This window comes from Lactobacillus sp. C449L (assembly GCF_059900815.1).
In genome coordinates this window covers 40,161-65,087 of sequence record NZ_JBWXGA010000005.1, presented here as the reverse complement: position 1 = coordinate 65,087, position 24,927 = coordinate 40,161, and the positions used below count along the sequence as shown (strand labels likewise).

26 protein-coding genes and 1 other annotated feature are annotated in these 24,927 nt (G+C 37.4%); of the genes, 23 read left to right on the top strand and 3 right to left on the bottom strand.

Annotated elements, in window-relative coordinates:
• Positions 1 to 13: 13 nt before the first annotated feature.
• Both pepC and AC2JF9_RS07455 read right to left on the bottom strand, forming a co-directional pair.
• The gene (pepC, locus tag AC2JF9_RS07460) at positions 14 to 1,360 is read right to left on the bottom strand and encodes an aminopeptidase C (protein ID WP_500726554.1); all 1,347 of its coding nucleotides are present in this window, start codon (positions 1,358 to 1,360) and stop codon (positions 14 to 16) included.
• Positions 1,361 to 1,510: 150 nt separating this feature from the next.
• Positions 1,511 to 1,813: a hypothetical protein gene (locus AC2JF9_RS07455; RefSeq protein WP_500726552.1), complete on the bottom strand. Its 303-nt coding sequence runs from the start codon at positions 1,811 to 1,813 to the stop codon at positions 1,511 to 1,513.
• Positions 1,814 to 1,925: 112 nt separating this feature from the next.
• Here AC2JF9_RS07455 and AC2JF9_RS07450 point away from each other — a divergent pair, with 112 nt between their 5' ends.
• The 22 genes from AC2JF9_RS07450 to rplL all read left to right on the top strand — a co-directional run bounded on the left by AC2JF9_RS07450 (position 1,926) and on the right by rplL (position 21,214).
• The gene (locus AC2JF9_RS07450; protein ID WP_500726550.1) at positions 1,926 to 2,477 is read left to right on the top strand and encodes a dCTP deaminase/dUTPase family protein; all 552 of its coding nucleotides are present in this window, start codon (positions 1,926 to 1,928) and stop codon (positions 2,475 to 2,477) included.
• The gene (radA, locus tag AC2JF9_RS07445) at positions 2,478 to 3,854 is read left to right on the top strand and encodes a DNA repair protein RadA (protein ID WP_500726548.1); all 1,377 of its coding nucleotides are present in this window, start codon (positions 2,478 to 2,480) and stop codon (positions 3,852 to 3,854) included. It begins immediately after the preceding gene.
• 72 nt (positions 3,855 to 3,926) lie between these two features.
• Positions 3,927 to 5,432, top strand: coding sequence for a glutamate--tRNA ligase (gltX, locus tag AC2JF9_RS07440; RefSeq protein WP_500726546.1), 1,506 nt, complete (start codon positions 3,927 to 3,929; stop codon positions 5,430 to 5,432).
• 533 nt (positions 5,433 to 5,965) lie between these two features.
• Complete coding sequence (locus AC2JF9_RS07435; RefSeq protein WP_500726544.1) at positions 5,966 to 7,576, top strand: ATP-binding cassette domain-containing protein; 1,611 nt, start codon at positions 5,966 to 5,968, stop codon at positions 7,574 to 7,576.
• 1,072 nt (positions 7,577 to 8,648) lie between these two features.
• Complete coding sequence (gene cysS / locus AC2JF9_RS07430; RefSeq protein ID WP_500726542.1) at positions 8,649 to 10,073, top strand: cysteine--tRNA ligase; 1,425 nt, start codon at positions 8,649 to 8,651, stop codon at positions 10,071 to 10,073.
• Positions 10,066 to 10,509 carry a Mini-ribonuclease 3 gene (locus AC2JF9_RS07425; protein ID WP_500726540.1) on the top strand — a complete coding sequence of 148 codons (444 nt, stop codon included), beginning with the start codon at positions 10,066 to 10,068 and terminating at the stop codon, positions 10,507 to 10,509. The genes cysS and AC2JF9_RS07425 overlap by 8 nt, the downstream gene beginning before the upstream one ends.
• Positions 10,496 to 11,251 carry a 23S rRNA (guanosine(2251)-2'-O)-methyltransferase RlmB gene (gene rlmB, locus AC2JF9_RS07420; RefSeq protein WP_500726598.1) on the top strand — a complete coding sequence of 252 codons (756 nt, stop codon included), beginning with the start codon at positions 10,496 to 10,498 and terminating at the stop codon, positions 11,249 to 11,251. The genes AC2JF9_RS07425 and rlmB overlap by 14 nt, the downstream gene beginning before the upstream one ends.
• Before the next feature lie 233 nt (positions 11,252 to 11,484).
• Complete coding sequence (locus tag AC2JF9_RS07415) at positions 11,485 to 12,060, top strand: sigma factor (protein ID WP_500726539.1); 576 nt, start codon at positions 11,485 to 11,487, stop codon at positions 12,058 to 12,060.
• Between the two features lie 73 nt (positions 12,061 to 12,133).
• Positions 12,134 to 12,349, top strand: a complete 216-nt coding sequence (locus tag AC2JF9_RS07410; RefSeq protein ID WP_500726537.1) for a P8 family protein — start codon at positions 12,134 to 12,136, stop codon at positions 12,347 to 12,349.
• A gap of 183 nt (positions 12,350 to 12,532) precedes the next feature.
• Complete coding sequence (gene rpmG / locus AC2JF9_RS07405) at positions 12,533 to 12,682, top strand: 50S ribosomal protein L33 (RefSeq protein WP_084619582.1); 150 nt, start codon at positions 12,533 to 12,535, stop codon at positions 12,680 to 12,682.
• Positions 12,683 to 12,689: 7 nt separating this feature from the next.
• Positions 12,690 to 12,860, top strand: coding sequence for a preprotein translocase subunit SecE (gene secE / locus AC2JF9_RS07400; protein WP_500726535.1), 171 nt, complete (start codon positions 12,690 to 12,692; stop codon positions 12,858 to 12,860).
• Positions 12,861 to 12,961: 101 nt separating this feature from the next.
• Positions 12,962 to 13,510 carry a transcription termination/antitermination protein NusG gene (gene nusG / locus AC2JF9_RS07395; RefSeq protein ID WP_500726533.1) on the top strand — a complete coding sequence of 183 codons (549 nt, stop codon included), beginning with the start codon at positions 12,962 to 12,964 and terminating at the stop codon, positions 13,508 to 13,510.
• A 126-nt stretch (positions 13,511 to 13,636) separates the two neighbouring features.
• Positions 13,637 to 14,062 carry a 50S ribosomal protein L11 gene (gene rplK / locus AC2JF9_RS07390; RefSeq protein WP_500726531.1) on the top strand — a complete coding sequence of 142 codons (426 nt, stop codon included), beginning with the start codon at positions 13,637 to 13,639 and terminating at the stop codon, positions 14,060 to 14,062.
• Between the two features lie 71 nt (positions 14,063 to 14,133).
• Positions 14,134 to 14,826, top strand: a complete 693-nt coding sequence (gene rplA, locus AC2JF9_RS07385) for a 50S ribosomal protein L1 (RefSeq protein WP_500726530.1) — start codon at positions 14,134 to 14,136, stop codon at positions 14,824 to 14,826.
• A gap of 135 nt (positions 14,827 to 14,961) precedes the next feature.
• The gene (locus AC2JF9_RS07380; protein ID WP_500726596.1) at positions 14,962 to 15,828 is read left to right on the top strand and encodes a phosphate ABC transporter substrate-binding protein; all 867 of its coding nucleotides are present in this window, start codon (positions 14,962 to 14,964) and stop codon (positions 15,826 to 15,828) included.
• Between the two features lies 1 nt (position 15,829).
• Positions 15,830 to 16,822, top strand: a complete 993-nt coding sequence (pstC, locus tag AC2JF9_RS07375; RefSeq protein ID WP_500726528.1) for a phosphate ABC transporter permease subunit PstC — start codon at positions 15,830 to 15,832, stop codon at positions 16,820 to 16,822.
• 7 nt (positions 16,823 to 16,829) lie between these two features.
• A complete protein-coding gene (gene pstA, locus AC2JF9_RS07370) occupies positions 16,830 to 17,723 on the top strand; it encodes a phosphate ABC transporter permease PstA (RefSeq protein ID WP_500726526.1) in 894 nt (297 codons plus the stop codon).
• A gap of 10 nt (positions 17,724 to 17,733) precedes the next feature.
• Positions 17,734 to 18,534 carry a phosphate ABC transporter ATP-binding protein PstB gene (pstB, locus tag AC2JF9_RS07365; RefSeq protein ID WP_500726525.1) on the top strand — a complete coding sequence of 267 codons (801 nt, stop codon included), beginning with the start codon at positions 17,734 to 17,736 and terminating at the stop codon, positions 18,532 to 18,534.
• A 13-nt stretch (positions 18,535 to 18,547) separates the two neighbouring features.
• Positions 18,548 to 19,303 carry a phosphate ABC transporter ATP-binding protein PstB gene (gene pstB / locus AC2JF9_RS07360; RefSeq protein WP_500726523.1) on the top strand — a complete coding sequence of 252 codons (756 nt, stop codon included), beginning with the start codon at positions 18,548 to 18,550 and terminating at the stop codon, positions 19,301 to 19,303.
• 15 nt (positions 19,304 to 19,318) lie between these two features.
• A complete protein-coding gene (gene phoU, locus AC2JF9_RS07355; protein ID WP_500726521.1) occupies positions 19,319 to 20,005 on the top strand; it encodes a phosphate signaling complex protein PhoU in 687 nt (228 codons plus the stop codon).
• Between the two features lie 123 nt (positions 20,006 to 20,128).
• Positions 20,129 to 20,254: a sequence feature (ribosomal protein L10 leader region), on the top strand.
• A 35-nt stretch (positions 20,255 to 20,289) separates the two neighbouring features.
• Positions 20,290 to 20,799, top strand: coding sequence for a 50S ribosomal protein L10 (rplJ, locus tag AC2JF9_RS07350; protein ID WP_500726519.1), 510 nt, complete (start codon positions 20,290 to 20,292; stop codon positions 20,797 to 20,799).
• A 49-nt stretch (positions 20,800 to 20,848) separates the two neighbouring features.
• Positions 20,849 to 21,214 carry a 50S ribosomal protein L7/L12 gene (rplL, locus tag AC2JF9_RS07345; RefSeq protein WP_500726517.1) on the top strand — a complete coding sequence of 122 codons (366 nt, stop codon included), beginning with the start codon at positions 20,849 to 20,851 and terminating at the stop codon, positions 21,212 to 21,214.
• A 41-nt stretch (positions 21,215 to 21,255) separates the two neighbouring features.
• Here rplL and AC2JF9_RS07340 read toward each other — a convergent pair whose 3' ends face one another.
• A complete protein-coding gene (locus AC2JF9_RS07340; protein ID WP_500726515.1) occupies positions 21,256 to 21,393 on the bottom strand; it encodes a hypothetical protein in 138 nt (45 codons plus the stop codon).
• Between the two features lie 885 nt (positions 21,394 to 22,278).
• Here AC2JF9_RS07340 and AC2JF9_RS07335 point away from each other — a divergent pair.
• Positions 22,279 to 24,834, top strand: a complete 2,556-nt coding sequence (locus tag AC2JF9_RS07335) for a BspA family leucine-rich repeat surface protein (protein WP_500726513.1) — start codon at positions 22,279 to 22,281, stop codon at positions 24,832 to 24,834.
• Positions 24,835 to 24,927: the final 93 nt, after the last annotated feature.

The window sequence follows — 24,927 nt, the reverse complement described above, 5'->3', positions numbered from 1 at the left end:
TTGCTTAAACAGCTTATTTAAATGCTAAAGAACCCATTGGATCCCAAGGTAGCAATTGAATTGGGTTTTTGGCACCTTCATCAAACTCTTGTTTCATGTCTTCCGGTAAAAACTTCTTATTGATAACAGCTTGATAAACAAATGCATCAAACCATGAATCACTCATGATGAAGTAACCTTTGAAACCAGGTTTATCACCCCATGAGTTTTCAATCTTCCATTTAGTTGGCTTGTCGTCGACAATATCAACACCAGTGATAACCATGGCGTGATCCATCAAGCTTTCACCAGAATCAAGTTTGTCAGCCTTGGTCATGGAAAAGTCAACATCAAATAATTCATCGCGTTTGTAAATATTAGTGTCAAGAAGACCGAGTTGTCTTTCAGAATCCTTACCAACATTTGAACCAAACCAAACAACTTCGCCAGCTTTCAATTGCTTGATGATTAAGTCTTTCATGTCATCAATCTTCAAGTTGAGGTGACGAACTTGTCGACCACCAACAACGTTACCTAGGTATTCAACTGAGAAAACTTGGTGATAAGGCTTGTCGTCAGTAGGTGAATTGATAATTGAAACGTGATCTTCTAAGTTCATACCAACATACTTGTCAAAGAACTCTTTAGGTGTAATTCCAGCTTCGCGGTGATAATTGCCGTCATCATCTTTATATTCAAAGTCAAATTTCTTTGGTGGAACACCAAGGGAAACTGCCAAAATACGGAACACATCATTTAAAAATTCGTTCTTGCGAGCTTCAACTTCGTCTTCTGATTTGCCACTGTTTACTAAATCGCGTAGTTCTAAAGCGTCTTTACGCAAAAGAGTGTTCAATGTGTCATTTAAAGCACTAGAATTAGTTGCGTTTGCAGTTTCTGGATAAACTGATTTAGGAACAATCCCGTATTTTTCGATTAAGCCACAAAGCATGTCCCATTGACCACCATCTTGTTGCGGGGTCGCAAACAAAAAGCTGACTTTACGGTCGCCAAGTGGTTTATCTGCAGAAGCAATAACATTTTCAAAGAACCAGTTAGATTTCTCAAATTTGTCCCAAAAATTAGTGTAGTTTTGAGATAATTCAAAATCCTTAACTTTGTATTCCTTTTGTAGTGGGTGACGCATAGTGTTTAAAGCAGAAAACATCCAGCAACGACCGGATTGTTTTTGATCAGCTGGTTTACCCGTTTCAATTTCAATAGAAAATGCCGGCGTCAAATCGATTCTCGATTGAATGTTTTGGCTTGCCTTAAAAATGCCATTTTCTTGAGCAGCATGACTGGCAATGTTAAAGCCTGGGTGTTTTGCTAAGTCAGCGGTATATTCTGCAATGGCTTTATTTGTGATTTCTTTGGTCATAAAATAATTCCTCCTTTAGTTAATAACTACCATTTTAGACTATCTTTTTAAAGTAGTCTATTAGACTTGGGCTAAATTAGCTAAAGTATTTTTCATTTGCGCATTAAACTAGTTAAAAGGTAATTTAAGTAGTATACTAAATAGCCTTATTTATTCTGAAGCGGGCTTATGATACCAAATTTTACTAAATTCAGCGTGTTTATTAAAATAATCGATAACCATTGGGTCTGTGGGCCAGACTGGAATTTTTGATTCTTGGGCAATAAACAACAATGTATTCATTTCTTGAGCTAATATTTGATCTTTATTTGCATCTGGGTTGATAAACATGTGACTCATCAGCCACACTTCACCGTCCGCGCGTTCAATTTTGTCCATGGTCCAGCGGCATTGCATTACACCATTATCATCATCCATTTGAAAAAATTGGTGCGGGTCGTCAATATTAAACATAATTTTTCCTCAAAAAAATAGAAATAGTTTTTTACATATTTTATTATAGAAGATTATAAATAAAACCTGCAAACTATTGTAAAATAGTCTTTAGTGATTTAAAGGAGAAAAAATGACTAAGACACGGGGCTTTGAAATAGTATCAAAATATCAGAATAAAAATATTACTTTGCCAAAAAGACAGACCCTTGCAAGTGCAGGTTACGATCTTGAGGCTGCAGAAGACATTATTATTCCGAGTATTTGGCGTTTAAATTTTGTTCGCATTTTTCGTCTAATTAGAAACGGACACCAACTGTATGAGTTAGATTATGATATGGCTGAGAAGGTACTAAAGCCCTTTTTAGTACCAACTGGAATTAAGGCATATATGCCAGACAACGAATTTTTGCTTTTAGCTAATCGCTCATCAAATACCTTTAAGCGCAACTTATGTTTACCAAACGGAATAGGTGTTGTTGACTCAGATTATTACAATAATCCTGGTAATGAAGGTGAACTTTTTGTGCAAATTATTAATTACGGTGTAAGACCAATAAAAATTAATAAGGGCGAGCGAATTGCACAAGGCATTTTTATGCAATACCAAAAAACTGATAACGATCTTCCGGTTAGTCGACAAAGAGCTAACGGATTTGGTTCAACCAATTTAAAGGAGGACTAAATGGCTAAAACCAAGACAAAATATAAATGCCACTCATGTGGTTATATTTCCGCCAGTTATTTAGGTCGCTGTCCTAATTGCGGTGCATGGAATCAGTTTGAAAAGGAAACTGAGACAGTTTCAGCACATTCAACTAAAGGCAGTCCTAGTCGCTTAATTAAAAAAACCGGGGTTAACGAGCCAGTTAAGCTCGAAGAAGTTAAGGCGGAAAAAGAAGAGCGCGTCCAAACAAGTATGGGAGAGTTAAATCGCGTACTTGGTGGTGGAATTGTACCGGGTTCACTGGTTTTAATTGGGGGCGACCCGGGAATTGGTAAATCGACTTTAATGCTTCAAATCATGAGTGAGCTTTCCATGAATCATAGGGTTTTATATGTTTCGGGCGAAGAATCGGCCAACCAAATTAAACTTCGCGCTGATCGTCTGGGCTTGTCCGCTAACGATATGTTGCTATATCCTGAAACTGACATGGAGGATATTCGTCAGCAAATCGATACTATCAAGCCAGATTTTGTGGTTATTGATTCAATTCAAACCATGAATGAGCCAAGTCTTGATTCAATGACTGGCTCGGCTTCGCAAGTTCGCGAAGTTACTAGCGAACTGATGAAAATTGCCAAGATGGATGCAATTACGGTTTTTGTAATTGGACACGTTACTAAAGAGGGCGCTATTGCTGGTCCTAAAATTTTGGAACACATGGTAGATACTGTATTATATTTTGAAGGTGATGAACATCATGCGTACCGTATTTTGCACTCGGTGAAAAATCGTTTCGGAGCCGCTAACGAAATTGGCATGTTTGAAATGGTTAATAAGGGACTCCAAGAAGTTACCAACCCTTCAGCAATTTTTCTAGATGAGCGTCTGCCAAACTCCACTGGTTCTTCAATTGCCGTTTCGCTTGAAGGAACTAGACCGATATTGGCTGAACTTCAAGCACTGGTAACACCTACTGCTTTTGGTTACGCTAAAAGGACCACTTCAGGAATTGACTTTAATCGTGCGGGTCTACTACTGGCTGTTCTTGAAAAACGGGGTAATCTCATGTTGCAAAATCAAGACGTCTATCTAACGGCAACCGGTGGTATTCGGTTGAATGAGCCAGCGGTTGATTTAGCGGTGGTAATGGCAATTGCATCTAGTTATAAAAACCAAGAAATCTTACCAACTGACTGCTTTGTTGGTGAAGTGGGTTTAACTGGTGAGGTGCGGCGTGTTAACCAGATTGACGCCCGAATTAAAGAAGCTGCTAAAACAGGTTTTAAGCGCATTTTTATACCGCAGCATAATATGCGATCAAGTTTTAACAATCTAGAAATAGAGGTTATCCCTGTTTCGAGTATTCCCCAAGCGTTGAAATTGGTTTTGGGTTAGAAGCATTGAACTTTTAGGGCGCAACAGTTAAACTAAAAATATTGATATTTACTTTTGAAAGAGGCATGGATTTTGGCAAAACAGAAAATTCGGGTAAGATATGCTCCAAGTCCAACAGGACACTTACATATTGGTAATGCGCGTACGGCATTATTTAACTATTTATTCGCACGTCATAACAAGGGCGTCTTCGTCTTAAGAATCGAGGACACCGATCAAAAGCGTAATGTTGAAGGCGGATCAAAGTCACAGATGGATAACCTTCGCTGGCTTGGCATTGACTGGGATGAAGGTCCGGATAAGGGTGGCGATTTTGGACCATACCGTCAATCTGAACGTAAAGATATCTATAATAAGTATATCCAACAACTGATTGATGAAGGTAAGGCTTATTACTCTTATAAGACTGAAGAAGAACTTGAAGAGCAACGTGAAGAACAACGCGCAATGGGTATTGCCCCGCACTACACTTATGAATATGAAGGTCTGACTGCCGATGAAATTGCTCAAAAACAAGAAGAGGCCAAGGCAAAAGGTTTAAAGCCAGTAGTTCGAATCCACATTCCGGAAATGGAAACATATTCTTGGGAAGATATCGTCAAAGGTCATTTGAGCTTTGAATCTGATACTATTGGTGGCGACTTTGTCATTCAAAAACGTGATGGGATGCCTACATATAATTTTGCAGTGGTTGTAGACGATCACCTGATGGAAATCACTCATGTTTTGCGTGGGGATGACCATGTTTCTAACACGCCAAAGCAATTGGCGGTTTATGAAGCACTTGGCTGGCAACCACCAAAATTTGGGCACATGACTTTGATTATTAACGCGGAAACTGGTAAAAAGCTCTCCAAGCGTGAAAAAGATGATTCGATTTTACAGTTCATTGAGCAGTATCGTGATCTTGGTTATCTGCCAGAAGCCATGTTTAACTTCATTACTTTGCTCGGCTGGTCACCAGTTGGCGAAAACGAGATTTATTCACAACGTGAACTAATCAAGCAATTTGATCCAGCTCGCTTATCCAAGTCGCCGGCTGCATTTGACCGCAAGAAACTGGAATGGATTAATAATCAGTACATCAAACAAGCTGATCGAGATACTTTGCTCGACTTGGCTCTTAATAACCTTCAAGAAGAAGGAATGGTTGAAAAAGATCCTAATCCTGAGAAGATGGAATGGGTTCGTCAGTTGGTTAACATTTATTCAGTACAAATGTCTTACACTAAGCAAATCGTTGACTTAGCCAAGATTTTCTTTGATGCGCCAAAAGATTTGAATGAAGAAGAAATTGACGAAATCCGTAAGGACGAAGCCAGACCAGTAATTGAGGAATTCAAGAAGCAAATTGACTTGATTCCGCGCTTTACTTCACCGCAAATCATGAATGCGGTTCAAGCAACCAGGCAAGTGACTGGTATCAAGGGTAGACGTTTATTTATGCCAATCAGAATTGCTACAACCAGATCAATGGTTGGCCCTGGTATTGGCGAAGCTATGGAACTTTTGGGTAAGAAGAGAGTTATGCAACACTTGGAATTAACCTTGAAGCAAATGAGTGAAAACGGCTTATAAATACTATATTTTGGTAGAAATAAAAGCACATCATCTCGAAAAGAAGTGGTGTGCTTTTGCGTTTTAGCAGTAATTTTGTTTTGTACTGACATTAATTAACCGCTTGTTTGCCATAAAATAGTTCGCCTTTGCTCTGCCATCAATTCTGTGCAACTCAGCCAGAGGTTAGCGAAAAAATTGACGTTGGCGACGCTTATGTTAAAAGTAGCGAAGTAAAGTTCGTTTACGGAATTGAGTTAAAGCCAAGTAACATTGCCCAAGTTGCAGAAAATCAAGCCCGCCGAGATGAAACAAATAATAAAGTCTAAATAGTCTAGGGGAAAAGCTAGACTATTTTTAATTAAAAATTTATCTAATATAGCCTGATTGTATATTGCTGATATATATAAAATATTATATTGCGATACATTTTGTCAGAGAAAGAGAAATATTTACAATATTGTTTGACTTTTATATAAAAGTCAAGTATATTATTAAAAATATTAAAATATAATGAAAATAAATTTAATGTGTATTATTGAAGGAAATCAATAATGAGAATTAAAAAGATGATCGCAATTATTCCTAAAAGTTTGCTTATCCTCCTATCTATTACCTTATTGGCAAGCTCTTTTGAAGGTGTGGTGAATTCAGCTGTTATTGGTTACTTGCCGAATTTTACTCAAAATAGTTCAGTTGAAAAATTTATTCAGTTCGTTTGTATTTCAATTTTAGCTTATTCTGTGGTTTACCTTGCAATTTGGTTACTTAATCGAATTCAAAACCGAATCATTTATTTACTTAATATACAACTCAAATCTGACTATATAAAAAAGGCCACTTTTGAAAGAATTGATACTAATACGGAACTTTCAGCTTTAATTAACGACTTTAAATTAATTGAAACAAATTATTTTAATTTGTTGGTTGAAGTAATTGCCGATCTATGTATGTCACTTTTTTCAACAATTTTTATTTTGCGACTTAATGTGATTTTAGGCATTGTCTTTATTGCTTTTGCACTGCCTCAATTATTTGTACCGAGGATTTTTCAGCCACTGCTATCAGTACGCTCAGCCGTTTGGTCGAAAAATAATGGTAAATTTGTTGAAAAGATGCGTGATTTACTGGGCGGTAGGGAGACAATTTTGCGTTATGGCGCCTTTGAGCCAATTGATCGTAAAATCAACGAGCAGTTGGCTGCAACAGAGCGTTCCTACCAATCCTTGAATAATAGTAGAATGAACGTTCAAATAATTTCATGGCTTTGCTCGCTGATCGCATTGTTTTTACCGATTTGCTTTGGCTTTTACTTAATGGTCAACCAGCAAAACGTGACTTCTTCAATTATTTTATCTATTTACTTAGCTAGTGGGCAGGTCATGCAGCCATTAAGAGAAGCAATTAACGATTTTGCAACGGTTAAAACAACGGTTGCGCTCAGGAAATCAATTAATGATGTTCTTTCTAAACGAATTGTTGAAGAAAAGCCACAAACTGCAAGAAATAGGTTAACAATAAATAAAATAACAGGCAAGGGGATACAGTTTTCTTTTGGAAAGAAAACGATTCTTGATCAAGCTCAGTTTATAATCAATCAGGGTGATAAAATTTTGTTAACTGGCGCCTCGGGAGCCGGCAAAAGCACCATTTTTAACTTAATCATGGGAACTTTGCATCCAGTAGAAGGACATCTTGTCTATCGCGTCAATGGTCAAGATCAATTTAAGGTCAATCCTGCTTACTTTGCCTTAATTCAGCAAAACCCTTATATTTTTAATGAAACGATTCGTTTCAATTTAAGTTTAGGTCTAAATTTCCCTGATGAGCTGTTATTAACATGCTTAAAGAAGGTAGGCCTTGATCAGGAACTTGGCAGTCAACCTTTAAAGTATGTCTGCAAAGACAATGGCAACAACTTATCAGGTGGACAGTGCGAGCGATTGGAAATTGCTCGTGCCTTAGTGTTTGACCGGCAAATAATTTTAGCCGATGAAATAGATGCCAATCTTGATCCAGCAAATGCATTACAAGTAGAAAAAATGCTTGCTAATATTGATAAAACGGTCATAATGATTTCGCATCACATTAATTATCAACGGGCAAAAGACTTGGGCTTTCAGCATTGGGTACTAGAAAATAACAAGTTAATTGAAATAAAGTAGTGCTTCAAGGTCATAATAGTTGTGCAAATAAAAAGAAAGGACTAATACTAAACACTAGTTCTTTCTTTTATATTTAATTATTTCTTAACCCTATTGATAATTGGAAAAGCTATGAACTAGCTTCATTATACAAAAATAGTTAAATTTAACGAAAAATCAGGAAAATTGTCTATTGAATTACCAGCCCTCTTTAAATTGATTAATCCGTACAAAGGAAAAGAAGGAAATTTAGTCCGTAAAATATATTTCAATGATAATTTTAACGTCGCTTAATATTAGGAAGTTCTTCAGCAAGGAGAGGAACTGCAATCACTGGTATTCCATTTGAGGATATGAATCGTTTACAAGAGTTGACAGGATATTATATTAAAAATTATCATGTTAGCGAGGTTTCTTTAGAAAAATAATCCCTTTGGAGCAAAAATATCTAAAGAAGTATTTGGACGCATTAAATATGCCATAAATATGCTCTATCGTTAAGGCTGACTTAGTAGTGTTAAAATCGAAATTGAACAAATAGTTTCAATTAGCTGGGGAATTACAGTAATTGTTACATCATGAGAATGTAGCCATATGTGATAGTTCCGCGATGATTTGAGCGCTAGACATAATTCAGGCAAAGTCGCCTTTTAATTGTTTAATGTGGAAATTATTAATAATTAGGTTCAAAGCAGCAACCTTAAATAAATTTCTTAGAAGTAAAGCAAATACGAATCTGCTTAGGGTAAGCCATTGAAATTTTATCGCGTCAGCTACTTCTCAAAGTTATTCACCGTATTGCTAAGAATAAGATTCCGATCCCAAAATAAATTGTTTAAGTAAGATGAGCCCCGAAGTTGAAACAATTTCGGGGCTCATACCATACTCGAAAGCAACAACCAATTAAGTAAATTATTGAGAAAATACCTTATTAAAATGTTAGGTTAATTATTAGGATCATTTTTTACAGATGGGGTTAACAGGCAAGATTCGTCTTTCACGATCCGTTATTTTCCCTTAGCCGCTGCTAGAATATGCGCGACTTTCTGTTAAAATGGAAGTAAATGTTTTATAGAAAGGCAAGCAAGCCGCCGTGAAAATATATAATACTTTGACTAGAACTAAAGAAGAATTTCATCCAATTAATCCTGGAAAAATAACGATGTATGTCTGTGGTCCCACAGTCTACAACTACATTCATATAGGTAATGCGCGCAGCGTAATTGCTTTCGACACTATTCGGCGCTATTTTGAATACAAAGGCTACCAGGTCAACTTTGTATCGAACTTTACTGATGTTGATGACAAAATGATTAATGAAGCGCGTTCTGAGAAGATCACGGTGCCAGAACTGGCTGAGCGTTACATTAAGGCATTTCAAGAGGATACAGCGGCTTTAAATATTGAACCGGCAACTTTGAACCCGCGGGCAACAAACGAGATTACGTCGATTATTAAGTTCATTAAAAAACTCATCGAACAAGATTATGCGTACGAATCTAACGGTGATGTATATTATCGTACTAAGAAATTTGCGAACTATGGTGAACTTAGCAATAAGAATGTTGCTGAACTTGAAGAAGGTGCCTCAGAACATATCAATGACGAAGAGCAAAAACGTAAAGAAGATCCGATTGATTTTGCCCTGTGGAAAAAACAAAAGCAACCTGATGAAATCGCTTGGAATTCGCCTTGGGGTAAAGGCCGTCCCGGCTGGCATATTGAATGTTCAGTAATGGCGACTAAGTACTTAGGTGATACCATTGATATTCATGGTGGAGGTCAGGATTTGGAATTTCCGCATCATGAGAATGAAATTGCCCAAAGTGAAGCCGCTACCGGTAAGGAATTTGTCCACTATTGGATGCATAACGGCTTTGTAACGGTTGGTGCGACGCAGGAAAAAATGTCGAAGTCGCTACATAACTTTATAACGGTACACAACTTGCTAAAAGAAATTGACCCGCAAGTATTGCGCTTTTTTATGGCAAACGTTCAATATCGCCGACCAATTAATTATTCCAGGGAAAATCTTGAACAAGCGGCCAATATTCTGCAACGTTTCAAAAATACAGTGAATAATCTTGATTATCGTCTAACTAATGACCAGGATAGTAAAGAATCTTCTGAGCTTAGAGCGGCAATTACTAAAACTGAAAAAGACTTTATTGCTGCTATGGATGATGATTTTAACGTTCAAAATGCTTTAACAGCTATTTATGATTTATTACCAGTAGTTAACGCTAATACCAATGAGCGTTTTGCTGACGATGATGCCCTAAAACATGTTCGCGAGTTACTGGGTAAATGGCTAGAGATTTTTGGTATCAATCTTAGTAAATTAACGACGCAAGATAAAGTTCAAGATGATGAAGAAGTGATTATGCTTATTAAGCAACGCGAAGAAGCACGTAAAAATAAAGATTGGGCAAAAAGCGATGAGCTTCGCGACCAGTTAAAAGAACTGGGAATTATTGTAGAGGATACTCCACAAGGAACAAGGTGGGTACGTGAATAAACATAAAGAATTAGTTGAACAAAAAGTAAATCCTGATACCTTAAATGGGCAAACTTTGGCTTATCTAGGTGATGCAGTATACGAAATTTTCATCAGGCGGCATTTAATCAAATGTGGTATTGTCAAACCGCAGGTTTTGCAAAGGCAGGCGACACACTATGTTTCCGCAAAAGCTCAGGCTGCTCTGATAACTAAATTACAAAATGAGAACTTGCTAACTGATGATGAAGTAGCTACGTTTCGCCGCGGGCGTAATTCGAAAACTCATACCAAAGCTAAAAATACCAGCTTAGCAACCTATCAGTTATCCACAGGTTTTGAAGCAGTGTGGGGTTATTTGGAGTTGCTAAACAAAAAAGAACGCATTGCTGAATTAACGCAATGGTGCATTATTGCTGTTGAAAAAGGAGATCTTGATGAATATGACTTCGAATGATAGTGACTTTGTCTTTGGCAAGCATGCCGGGCTTGATTTTTTGAGCACGCAAGAAGCGGAGCGAATTAACAAGATTTTTTTGCAACAAGGTGTTCAAGAAAGTTTTGCTAATGAAGTTTATGGCTTAGCTAAAAAGAAAGGGCTGGTTGTTCAGGCTGTTCCCAAAAACAAACTGGACCGTCTTGTTCAAGGAGGCAATCATCAGGGACTAGTTTTGACGGTAGCTAGTTTTGAATATGCTAATTTGGAGAATTTATTAGACAAGTTTGACCAGGAAGAAAAACAACCCTTTTTATTAATGCTTGATTCAATCGAAGATCCGCATAACTTAGGTTCAATATTAAGAACCGCTGATGCTACAGGTGTTGATGCGATTATTATACCTAAACGTCATGCCACTGGTTTGACTTCAGTTGTTGCTAAAACATCGACTGGAGCAATTGATCACGTTCCGGTTGCTCGAGTTAACAATTTGGTACAAACAAGTAATGAATTAAAAAAACGGGGCTACTGGCTTTTTGGTACTGATATGAAGGGCATCGATTACCGTAAGTGGGATAGTAATGGCAAAACAGTTTTAGTTATTGGTAACGAGGGTAAAGGTATTTCGCGTTTACTTAAAGAACAGATGGATCAAATGCTGACTTTGCCAATGGTGGGGCACGTCCAGTCACTTAACGCGAGTGTCGCAACAGGGGTATTACTTTATCAGATGTTAAATAGTCGTAATCCTATTAAATAAAAATCACGAATCACTTTGAATTGTATAAAAGGTCAAAGTGATTTTTTGTGTACCAAATTTTTATAATTTTTTTGAAAAATGGGCATTTAGACATAATGAACATTATGTTTTTACCAAGAAAACACAAAATTTGCATTGCGTAGATTGAACGCGGGTTCGATATTTTGAGACAACCAAGCTTTGTATTCTGCACTCTGAGTGCTTTTTAAAAGCACTGAAAGGGAGCGAAAAGAGTGAATAATTCTCAATTAACAGCTGATCTGGAAAGTGGATATATTGAGCAAATCAAAGCAGGAAAAACGGATGCACTCAAAAACCTGTGTAATTTATATCGGCCGTTAATTAATAGTGTTAAGCGCAAATATTATGTGCGCAGTTATGATAGCCAAGACTGGGATCAAGACGCCATGATTATTTGCTATGCTGCAGTTATGAATTTTGACCAAGCTAAAGGTAAGTTTTCTAGTTATTATAAAACGCGATTGCTAAATCATGCTAAGAGTCTAGTTAGGTATGAGACAGCTTACAGAAGAAAAGCACTTTCGCAGTCGGTTTCACTAGAATCTGCGGTGGAATGTGGATTAAGACCATTATGTAATTCTTGCTCGATCACATCAGAAATTCCAATGAGTGAAAGTCTGGAAGAATTAGTTAGCAATTTATCTCAAATGGAAAACATGGCTTTGTTAATTGTTTTAGGAGTCTATCAAAGCGATGAAGTAATGAAACGGCTAAAAATTAGTCAATTGGCTCTTGCAAGGGCACGAGCGCGCTTATTTCGCAAAATGAGAAGTGTACTGTCGAAATAGCCTATGTATAAGTTGAAAAAGCTAAAGAGAGTTATAATTAACTATGTAGAATTATTTTTAGGAGGTAGTTAAGATGACTGAAGAATTTAAAACTGCATTGTTAGATCGTCACATGAAAGAAGTATTTGACTGGAGCGATTCTGATCTTCCAGTTAGAGATGCACTTTGGGATTATTTTATGGAAAAAAACGGTAGAGATACCATTAAAACGGAAGAAGACATGCTTCCGTTCTTAGATGATTCCGACGACAAAATCAAATCTTTTGTAAATGAAAATCTTAAAAAGTAAATCCGACTTTACATTGTTCTACGTCCGGTAATCACGCATATAGATTGATTACTAAAAAAGCAGTTGCATATAACCGTAGCTGCTTTTTATTTTTTGAGAATTCAAATTTTGATAACTTAAAAAAGCAAGTCATTGCCTAAACTGGCTTTTTTTGCTAAAATACAATAGTTTGGAAGTGAGATTATGGCAGTGAAAAAAGCGTCTCTAGCCTGCAGTATCTGCGGCTCGCGTAACTATTCAATCACCGCAAGCAAGAATCGCACTCAGCGGCTTGAATTAAAAAAATTTTGTAAGCATTGCGGAAAGATGACTTTACACAAGGAAACGAGGTAAGAAATAATTGATTAAGTTCTTTAAGAGCGTAGCTCAAGAAATGCGATTGGTAACTTGGCCAACCGCCAAGCAGAATCGCCACGATACCGGAACGGTGATTACAACTTCAATTTTATTTGCTTTGTATCTTGGTTTACTGGACCTATTATTTAGCAGTTTAACGCAGATAGTTATGTAAATAGAAATGTTTTTTTATTCGTGATATAATATAATGAGTTAGAAAAGGACCTCTTACTTGGAGGTTTTTTTGTTTGCCAAAATAAAAGGAGAAATTTAGTAATGGTTGAAACAACAAAAAAACAATGGTACGTGCTTCATACCTATTCAGGATATGAAGACAAGGTCAGATCAGATTTACTTTCTCGAGCTCAAAGCATGGGGATGCAAGACTACATCTTTCGTGTGATGGTTCCAGAACAAGAAAAGATCGAGAAAGTTAACGACAAGAAAAAAGAAGTTGAAGAAAAGATTTTTCCTGGTTATGTTCTCGTTGAAATGGTCATGACCGACGAAAGTTGGTTTGTTGTTCGTAATACGCCGAACGTTACTGGTTTTGTTGGCTCGCATGGTGGTGGTTCAAAGCCTTCGCCACTGCTTGAAGAGGAAGTCAATCGACTTTTGCGTCAACAAGGCGAGCCTGCTAAACGTCCCCAAATCAATTTTGAAATTGGTGAAACAGTTACAATCATTGACGGTGCTTTTAACGGTGTTGAAGGAAAGATTACCGAAGTTCAACCTGACCGCTACAAGCTATTTGTTTCGGTTGACATGTTTGGCCGTGCCACTACAACTGAGCTTGATTATGATCAGGTAAAGAAAATTAGTTAAGAATTAGTCAGTTATTGCAAATCTAACTAAACGATGGTACCATATTAGGGTACTTTTATTATTGTGGGAGGAAAAGTAGGTAACTTTTCCATTTTAACCACGCACGGAATCAAGGAGGTTTTGACCGTGGCAAAAAAAGTTATTAACGTTGTAAAATTACAAATACCAGCTGGTGCTGCAACACCCGCTCCTCCAGTTGGTCCTGCTTTAGGTCAAGCAGGTATTAATATTGTTGGCTTTACAAAAGACTTCAATGCTAGAACTGCTGACCAAAAAGGCATGATTATCCCTGTAGTCATTACAGTATATGAAGATCGTTCATTCGAGTTCATTACAAAGACTCCACCAGCTCCAGTTCTTTTGAAGCAAGCTGCTAAGATTGACAAGGCATCCGGTGAACCTAATACCAAGAAAGTTGGTAAGGTAACTAAGGATCAAGTTAAGGAAATCGCAGAAACTAAGATGAAAGACCTTAACGCTGCTGATATCGAAGCTGCTATGCGGATGATCGAAGGTACTGCTAAGAGCATGGGTATCGAAGTCAAAGACTAATCCTGTTATTTATAACAATTTAGGTGGGAGAGCTTGAAGCTCGTTTGACCACATATTAAGGAGGAAATCACATGCCAAAGCATGGTAAAAAATATTTAGAAGCTGCTAAAAAAGTAGATTCAAAGAAATTATATTCTGTTGCCGAAGCCATTAAGTTGGTTAAAGAAACTTCATATGCTGGCTTTGATGCTTCAGTTGAAGTTTCATACAACTTGAGTGTTGATCCAAAGCAAGCTGACCAACAAATTCGTGGCTCGCTTGTTTTGCCAAACGGCACTGGTAAGACTCAAAAAGTTATTGTCTTTGCTGAAGGTCCACAAGCTGAAGAAGCTAAGGCTGCTGGTGCAGACGAAGTTGGCTCAGATGAGTTAGTTGAAAAAGTTCAAAATGGTTACTTAGATTTTGATGTTGTTGTTGCAACGCCAACAATGATGGCAAAAGTTGGTCGCTTAGGTCGTGTCTTAGGACCAAAGGGCTTAATGCCAAACCCTAAGACCGGTACTGTTACAATGGATATTGAAAAAGCGATTAAGAATGTTAAAGCTGGTCAGGTTGAATACCGTGTTGACCGTCAAGCAGCCATTCATGCAGCCATCGGTAAAGTTTCATTTACTGATGAACAATTAATCGAAAACTTTGATGCCCTTCGTGACGTCATTGTACGTGCACGTCCATCAGCTGCTAAGGGACAATACATTAAGAGTGTTGCAGTTGCTGCAACCTTTGGCCCTGGGATTAAGCTTGATCCATTAAATTTGGTTTAATACAAAAAATAAAAGCAACTTGCTTACGTGGCTAAGTTGCTTTTTTTGTAGACTTTTTGAACATTTATTATTTATCAATTGCAGAAGATTTGTTAAACTAAAGCATAATCCAATTATCTAATTGAGGAAATTATGATGTGTAAAAGAAATTTGGGCAAATTGCTGGCCCTTCTTTTGTTTGTACCGCTTTTTTTAGTTGGTTGCAGTCAGAACAGGCAGAAGATTACAATCGTTGGTTCAAGTGCGCTGCAGCCTCTAATTGAACAAGCAGGAAACGACTATCATTTAGCTCATCTTGACAGTAATATTGTTGTTCAAGGTGGTGGTTCTGGAACCGGATTAAGTCAGGTTCAGGCTGGAGCCGTTGAAGTAGGTACTTCAGATGTTTATGCTGAAACACAAAAAGGCATCGACGAAAAGAAACTTAGAGATTATCCGGTTGCTATAGTTGGAATTGTCCCGATTGCCAACAAAGGTGTAGGGGTCAAAAACCTTTCTGATAAACAATTAGCCGCTATTTTCACAGGAAAAATTAAAAACTGGCGTCAAGTTGGTGGGAAAAACATGCCAATAATCGTAATTAATCGTTCACGTGGTAGTGGCACTAGGACTACCTTTGAGGATCTAATTCTGAAGGGCAAAGAAGCTGTTAATTCGCAAGAACAGGATTCTAACGGTACAGTTAAGAAAATTGTTAGTTCAACACCAGGAACAATCTCCTACATTTCTTTTCCTTATGCAAATGATCCCAATATTCAAAAGCTAAGCATTAATCATGTTCAGCCAGTAAATGAGAATATTCCCACTAATAAGTGGCCCTTATGGTCTTATGAACACATGTATACGAAGGGAAAACCCAATAAGGCAACAGCCGCTTTTATTAAATATGTGCTTAGTAAAAAGGTCCAAAAGGATCTAGTTCCCAAAATTGGTTATCTCAGCATTCATGAAATGAAAGTTACGCGTGATAGTCAAAATAAAGTGACGAAAATAGGTAATTAGTATGGCTAAAAAAGAACAAGATTTGCAAAAGGTCGTTGAACAAGCTATTGCTCAACAAAAAGTGCCTCATGTCAAATTCAAAGGGATTGATCCTCACAGCATTGATATTGCAAGGCTAACTAAACCATCAAAGGAAACAAGACAAGAACGTTGGGGTAAGGGACTTACTGCTTTAGCCATTGTTTTAATAGGTGCTTTGATTGTTGCTATTATTGGCTTTGTTGGTATGCACGGCTTAGCTACTTTTTTTACTGATAAAGTAAGTATTTTCACCTTTTTATTTTCCACTGATTGGAACCCAAGCGCTGGTCCTAATCATGTTGGTGCTGCAGCAATGATTGTTACTTCGTTTGCAGTAACTCTTCTAGCTGCCTTAATTGCTACACCATTTGCAATTGCCGTGGCTTTATTTATGATTGAATATGAAGCTGGCAAACGTTCTAACTTACTTCAGTCAGTAATGGAATTACTTGTTGGTATACCGTCGGTTGTTTATGGCTTTTTGGGACTGACAGTCGTAGTTCCAGCAGTTAGAACCGTTTTTGGCGGAACCGGGTTTGGTATTTTAACGGCTACATTAATTCTCTTTGTAATGGTGTTGCCAACAATCACTTCGCTAACAGTTGATGCTTTTAAGGCGGTTCCTAAAGAGCTGCGCAAGTCATCAGCGGCTTTAGGCGCAACTAGATGGCAAACAATTTTCCATGTTGTTTTACGGGCAGCGCGCGCTCGGATTATGACAGCAATTATTTTTGGAATGGCCAGAGCCTTTGGTGAAGCACTAGCTGTCCAAATGGCAATCGGAAATGCGGTTTTGATGCCGTATAACCTAGTCAGTCCAGCAGCAACACTAACCAGTCAGCTGACCAGTCAAATGGGTAATACGGTAATGGGTACTTTGCCGAATAATGCTTTATGGTCTTTGGCATTGCTATTGTTAGCTATGTCGCTAGTATTCAACTTACTAGTGCATTTAATTGGAAAGAAGAGTTAGTAGCATTATGAATCCAAAAAGAAATGATCGCATCGCTACTGGCATAATTTATTTGCTAGTAGGAATAGTAGTTCTACTTTTAGTTGGGATTATCGGCAATATCTTAGTTTCCGGTGTTCCGCACTTATCCTGGCATTTTTTGACTTCGGTTTCTTCTTCTTTTGAAGCTGGTGGCGGAATTCGGGATCAACTGTTTAATTCACTTTATCTGCTTTTGTTGACCCTAATCATCTCGTTACCAATTGCCCTTGGAGCAGCAATTTACTTGGCTGAATATGCCGCTGATAATTGGCTAACACAGTTAATCAGGACAACAATTGAAATTCTTAGTTCATTGCCATCAATCGTAGTTGGTTTATTTGGCTATTTGTTATTTGTAGTTCAATTTGGACTAGGATTTTCAATTATTGCCGGAGCATTAGCTTTAACATTTTTCAACTTACCAATTTTAACCAGTAATATTGAGGAAGCAATTAAAGGTGTTCCGCAAACACAGCGTGAAGCTGGCTGGGCATTAGGTCTATCCAACTGGAAGACAATTCGCGGAATTGTAATTCCAGCGGCACTTCCGGGAATCATCACTGGGGTTATCCTCAGTGCAGGAAGGGTTTTTGGTGAGGCTGCCGCACTAATTTACACTGCTGGGCAAAGTGGATCAACAGTTGATTATTCAAACTGGAATATGTTTAGTCCAACTAGTTTTTTAAATGTAATGCGTCCGGCGGAAACCCTGGCGGTTCACATTTGGAAAGTTAATACTGAAGGGATTATTCCTGACGTGACAGTTGTTTCGGCTGCAACTTCCGCTTTATTGGTTATTGTAGTTATTATTTTCAATTTTGGTGCTCGTGCTTTAGGCAACTGGTTATATAACCGTTTGACTGCTGCTAAAATAAAATAGGGATAATTATATGGAAAAATGGGAAAGCAAAAAGACCTATATTAAGACCTTTAGTGATGATGAATGTGCAATTTATACACAAGACTTAAGTGTTTTCTATGGGGGAACAACCCAAAAGCTCTTTGATGTAAACTTAGGTTTCAAGAAAAATACGATTACTGCTTTAATAGGAGCTTCTGGATCGGGTAAATCAACATTTTTGAGATCACTTAACCGGATGAACGATCGCGTTGCCCGTGTTGACGGTAAGATTATGTTTCATAATCTTGACGTCAACCAGAAGAAAATCAATGTGTATGAGCTCCGCAAGGCAATAGGAATGGTATTTCAAAAACCAAATCCGTTTCCTAAATCAATTAAAGAAAACATAGTTTATGCACTAAAAGCCAATGGCCAACAAGATAAGAAAAAACTAGACCAAATAGTTGAAGAAAGTTTACGGGCTGCTGCTTTATGGGATGAAGTTAAGGACAAACTTGATAAAAGTGCCTTAGCCCTTTCAGGTGGCCAACAGCAGCGTTTGTGTATTGCTAGGGCTATCGCTCTAAAACCTGAAATTTTACTCTTGGATGAGCCAGCAAGTGCGCTAGACCCTGTTTCAACAGCTAAGCTTGAAGATACACTGAAACAATTACGAAAAAAATATACGATGGTGATGGTTACGCACAATATGCAGCAGGCTTCGAGAATTAGTGAATATACTGCTTTCTTTCACTTAGGACATGCCCTTGAGTATGATACGACTACCAATATTTTCACCAATCCCCAAGGTGAAATTACTGAAAAGTACATTCAGGGTAGTTTTGGCTAAAGGAGAGAGTAGTATGACGAATATTATGACTGCTGAAAACGTAAAATTGAGTTATGGCAAATTCGAAGCATTGCACGGAATCAATCTCGCGTTTCCAGCCAAAGAATTAACTGCACTAATTGGTCCTTCTGGTTGCGGCAAGTCAACATTCCTTCGCTGCTTGAACCGAATGAATGACGATATTGATAACATTAATATCACTGGTAAAATTCTTCTTGAAGGTAAAGACATTTACCGCTCACACCTTGATTTGGTGGCTCTTCGTAAGAAAGTAGGCATGGTTTTTCAACAACCAACGCCTTTTCCTTTTTCTGTCTTTGACAATGTTGCCTACGGTTTACGTGTAGCTGGAGTAAAAGACAAGGAGCTAATTGAGCAGCGTGTCGAAGAAAGTTTAAAACAAGCTGCAATTTGGGAAGAAACAAAAGACAGTTTACAACGCAATGCCCTAGCATTTTCTGGTGGACAACAGCAACGAATTTGTATTGCTCGTGCGCTGGCGGTTAGACCTGATGTAGTTTTATTGGATGAGCCAACTTCGGCACTTGATCCAATTTCAAGTGCGGAAATTGAAGAAACCCTAATGGGTTTGAAGAAAAAATACACTTTTATCATGGTGACGCACAACTTGCAACAGGCGAGCCGTGTTTCTGATCAAGTTGCCTTTTTAATGAATGGGGAACTGATAGAATCAGGCTCAACTGAACAGATGTTTTTGGCACCAGAAAAAGAAATAACTAGTAATTATCTAAACGGCCGTTTTGGCTAAATTTGGAGGTGGATTATGCACGAAATATTTTTAGACGAATTGAAGAAGCTAAATACCCGTTTTATGGAAATGGGTGTACTTGTTAATGATTTAATTGACAAAGGTACGCGTTCATTCGTTGATCATGACAAAAAAATGGCTCAAGAAATGATTCAGGAAGACAAGGCTGTCGCCAAGGAAGCAATCAAGATTGAAAAGAAGGCTCTTGATTTAATGGCACTGCAGCAACCTGTTGCGACTGACTTTCGCGTGGTTATTAGTATCTTAAAAGCAACAACAGATTTGGAGAGAATTGGTGAAAATGCCAACAGTATTGCGGTTGAAACTGTTCGAGTAAAAGGTAATCCTCGTATTCCCGAAGTTGAAAAAATCATTTCGCGGATGACCCATCAGGTTCGCGCCATGCTTATCCAAGTTTTAACGGCTTACGTACAAGAGGATGAAAAAACGGCTCGTGAAATGCTTGATGGTCATGAAGACGTATATCATGATTATCGCAAAGCTAGAAAGATGATCATTGATGGAGTTGAAAAGGACCCTAGTGTTGCGGTAGCTTCCGCAAGCTACTTTGTAATTATTCGCCTACTTGAAAGAATCAGTGATCATATTGTTAATTTAGCAAGCTGGGTTATTTACAAATCATCTGGTGAGCTATTTGAGCTAATCGACGCGAATAAGATAAATGAAGATGATGACGAATAACCTAGGTTACTTTGTATTTTAACAAGTAACACCCAAAACTAATTACCTAGTAATTTGGTAATTAGTTTTTATTTGTTGGCATATAAAGAAATAGCTTGCATTTAGCTTTAAATCCTGCTATAGTTATCAAAGTAAATTCTACCTAAGACTCGGGTGGCATTAAGCCTTAATTTCCCGCCGAGGCCGGAAGATAATGAAGATTTTAACTGCTCCATGTCTTGCTTGGCATGGAGTTTTTTGGGCCTTTTGGAATTTATTAATGAATTTTACGGAGGTGAATCTGATTGAGTAAAGCTGCTATTGCTGAAAAAGAGAAGTTCGTTGATGCGTTTGCTGAAGAACTTAAAGCTGCAAAGGCTATCTTAGTAATTAACTACCTTGGATTAACTGTTGAAGAAGTTACTAACATGCGTAAAGAACTTCGTGATAACGATGTTAAGATGAAGGTTGTTAAGAATACTTACTTAAGACGTGCTGCTGCTAAGGCTGGTATCGATGGCTTGGACGACACTTTTGTTGGACCAACAGCTGTTGTGTATACTGATAACGCTGATGACATTACTGAACCAGCTCGTATTGTTTCTAAATACGAAGATGATTTTGATGTTATTGAAATTAAGGGTGGTGTGCTAGAAGGCAAGTTGACTTCTAAAGAAGACATCAAGGCTCTTGCTGCTATTCCTGGACGCGAAGGCTTGCTATCAATGCTTGTTTCTGTATTACAAGCACCTGTCCGCAACGTTGCCTACGCTATTAGTGCTGTTGCTGATTCAAAAGACGAATCAGCTGAATAATATATAGTAAATTATATCTAAATAAAAATATTTCGGAGGATACATAAATATGGCTTTAGATACTGAAAAGATTATTGAAGACTTAAAGAATGCTTCAATTCTTGAATTAAATGACCTTGTAAAGGCTATTGAAGACGAATTTGGTGTTTCTGCTGCTGCTCCAGTTGCTGCTGCAGGTGCTGCAGGTGGCGATGCTGCTGCTAAGTCAAGCTACGATGTAGAATTGACGGAAGCTGGCCAAGAAAAGGTTAAGGTTATTAAGGTTGTTCGTGATCTCACTGGACTTGGCCTTAAGGACTCAAAGGATCTTGTTGATGGCGCTCCTAAGAACGTTAAGGAAGGCGTTTCTGAAGACGAAGCTAACGACATTAAATCTAAGCTTGAAGAAGTTGGTGCTTCAGTAACTTTGAAATAGTTACAGCCCAACTGGACAAGCTAAATATAAACAGCGCAATCTCAACGATTTTGGGGTTGCGCTGTTTTTGTTTTTTCTTTTTGTGTTCCAAATGTGTTCCAATGTTTTTTTGATAAAAATAAATCATTCAACTTCTCTTCAATTTTTAGATCGTTCTCTTTTTTCATTTCATCGATCAAGTACGTTTTCCTATTTTTATTTCAAGAAAACTAGCTTAAATGGCTAGTTTTTTGTATTATTAGGTTTGAGGTAAATGAGATGAATAATAAAATGAAAAATTGGTTTATTAAAAATTGGGAACGTATTTTAAATGGTTTTCTAATTATTTTATTTTTGTATTTAATGTATCGAAAAATGATTACTCTAGGAATTATAAAGCACTTATAGATTTAATGCGTAGAACATATAATTTTTTTAATAGTTGAAATAAGTTTGCAAAGCACTCGCTTATAAGTGCTTTTTTAATGCTTAAAATCAGGAGGTGGTGAAATGATGTGGCGATCGAGGGAGAAAAATAGCAGCAGAACATGACTGTGAACTAAGTATTGAGTACAGGAACATTGCGTGTCTCACAACGCAGCTAAGTCATGGCGCAGTCGCTACGGCTGGACAAGAAAAGGTGCACCGAAAGGGTGCAATCAGATGCAAAAAAGTTCATTTTTAAAAATAAAAAAACTGAGTCACTATGTAATAAGTAGGGGTGCTATTTAATTTACTAAGATTTCTGCTCAAAAAATGTGTTCCAAGTCATAAACTAGTTCAAAACAACTTGAACCAAGAAAATTGATTTGTCAGTACTTTCATGACTATCGAATTAGAGTAAAGCCCATAAATACTCTTTGAAATAGTTACGATTCAACTGGACAAGCTAAATATAAGCAGCGCAATCTCAACGATTTTGGGGTTGCGCTGTTTTTCTGTCCAAAGATAAATAGCAAAGAGTTTCCGGTCTTATTAGCAATACATATATGCAATAAATTATAAAGAAAAGTCGAGTTATTTTATTGTGGTATAATATACAATTATAAGTAAACACTGTTATTAATAGTAAAGTAGGATATATCATGATTACTAATGGCAAATATAAAGAAAAGGTGTTAACTAGCAGTATTATAACTTCGACAGCTGTACTTTTAGGGTTATATCTTAATAACGGAAGTGTGGTAAAAGCAGATAATTTATCAACTAACCAAGACACTACTCATACTTCGAACAGTACAAATACTGTGCCAGGTAATTCTAACGCCCAAAATGAAAATAGTGTTACTCAAACTAGTGAATCAGAAACAACTAATGAGCAAAATCAGTCAAAGAGTGAAACAGGTGATTTAACTAGGTCAGTGAAGACATTCCGTTGGAATGGTATAAATGTAACATTTGACGACAGCACTGGGGTATTAACCATACTCGGTGGAACAGAAGACGCTCCATTGATATTAAACAATCCTGCGCGAATAAATGGTAATCTTTATGGTCCTGGCAATAGTAGTTTTGGCAGATATAGCGAAATTAAGGAAATTAGAATATCTGGTAAGATAAAACTAAAAGGGTCGCTTAAGGGGCTGTTTGGACTTAACTGGGTAGACACAATTTCAGGATTAGACCAACTTGATACTTCTGAAGTTACTGATATGAGTAGCATGTTTGAAGGATGTGATAAAGTAACAAGCTTAGATGTTAGCCACTTTAACACTAGCAAGGTAAGCAATATGTCGCACATGTTTGATAGGTGTAGCAAGATAGCAAGCTTGGATGTTGGTGGTTTTGACACGACCAATGTAACTAACATGTCGTACATGTTTAATAACTGTAGTAATTTAACAAATTTAGATATTGCTAAGTTCAAAACGAGTCAAGTAATTGATATGTCGGTTATGTTTAGTCATTGTACGAAGTTGACCGATGTGGATGTTAGTCATTTTGATACTAGTAAAGTGACTAATATGACAAGCATGTTTTCAAGCTGCAGAAGTTTGTCTGATATCAATGTCAGCCATTTTGATACCAGTAAAGTAACAAGTATGGCCAGTATGTTTGAAAATTGCTATAACTTAACTAACTTGGATGTCAGTCATTTTGACACGACAAATGTGACTTATATGTCATACATGTTTAACGGGAGCAAGAGCTTACAGAATATCGATGTCAGTCACTTTGACACCAGCAAGGTAACTAACATGGAATATATGTTTAGTGATTGCGCTAGTTTATCAAATGTAGATGTCAGCCATTTTGACACTAGTAAAGTGACTAATATGGCAAACATGTTTTCAAGTTGCAGAAGTTTGCCTGATATCAATGTCAGTCATTTTGACACCAGTAAAGTAACTAACATGACAGGTATGTTTAGTGGGTGTAGTGCGTTAACTAACTTGGATGTCAGTCATTTTGACACCAGTAGGGTAACTGATATATCATACATGTTCAAAGAATGCCAAAAACTGGTTGATTTAGATGTCAGTCATTTTGACACTGGTAGTGTAACTAATATGTCTTATACGTTTGCATATTGCGATGGCTTGAAAAGTTTAGATGTTAGACACTTTAATACTAGCAAGGTAACGTCTATTGGCAATATGTTTACTGGTATGAATTTAACTAAGCTAGATTTGAGTAGCTTTGATATGGGTCAAGTAAATCCAAACTATTACTGGGCTAAAACAAACATGCTAGCAGGTCTGTCGAAATTAAAAATACTAGTTCTTGGCCCAAAGTGTGATATTAAAAAAACAGGTATGGATCAAGGAATAAGTGGTCCTGGAAGAAAAAGCTATCAACTCAATCCAGATAGCAACTGGATTAACGTAGCAGACGGCACGGTTGAAAAGCCAAAGGGAGATAAAATTTGGAAACCAGTAGAGATGATGGACAATTATAATGTCTCTGAAGATGCAGATACCTATGTCCGATTTGGCATTGTTAAGGCACATTATCAGGATAAAGACGGCAATGAAATTGCAAGCGATCAAGAAGTTAGAGGACTAATTGACGAAGATTATACCAGTGTGACAAAACTAAATATACCCGGTTATACCCTTAAAGAAGTTCAAGGTGACAATACAGGTATATATGGCGATAGCCCCAAAGAAGTTACATATATTTACACTAAAAAAACAGTGACACCTAGCAGACCGGTCACTCGAGCAAAAGTAACAGTTCATTATCAAGATGAAAATGGTAGTAAAATTGCTGGTGATGAAGTGCTAACAGGCAAAGTTGGTGATGGCTATCAAACCATACAAAAGACCATTAATGGTTATACCTTTAAGGAAGTTAGAGGCAATGCCACAGGGTTCTTTACCGCTAATGAGCAGACGATCACATATGTTTATACAAAAGATGATGAAACAGCAACTATAACATTACCTAATTATGTACCAAAACCCACTAAGCCAAATAATACGAATAAACTAGCTGGCACAAACAACCAAATTGCTAAAGATAAGAACCAGCAAAAGGCAACTAAGCAACTTTCTGGTGATCCTAATAAAGCAAAGTCAGATTCATTGCCACAAACAGGTGCAAGCAATGAAGATAAAGGTATCTTTTCCATTTTAGGCACTATGCTGCTGTTAATTAGTTCTATCGGAGGAGCTTGGTTCAAACGTAAGCAGAAATAGATAAAGAAGCACTAGCCAAATTGACTAGTGCTTTTTGGTTTGGTCTAACATAAACTAATTGTTAGTTAACACATATAAATAACAAATCAGTAG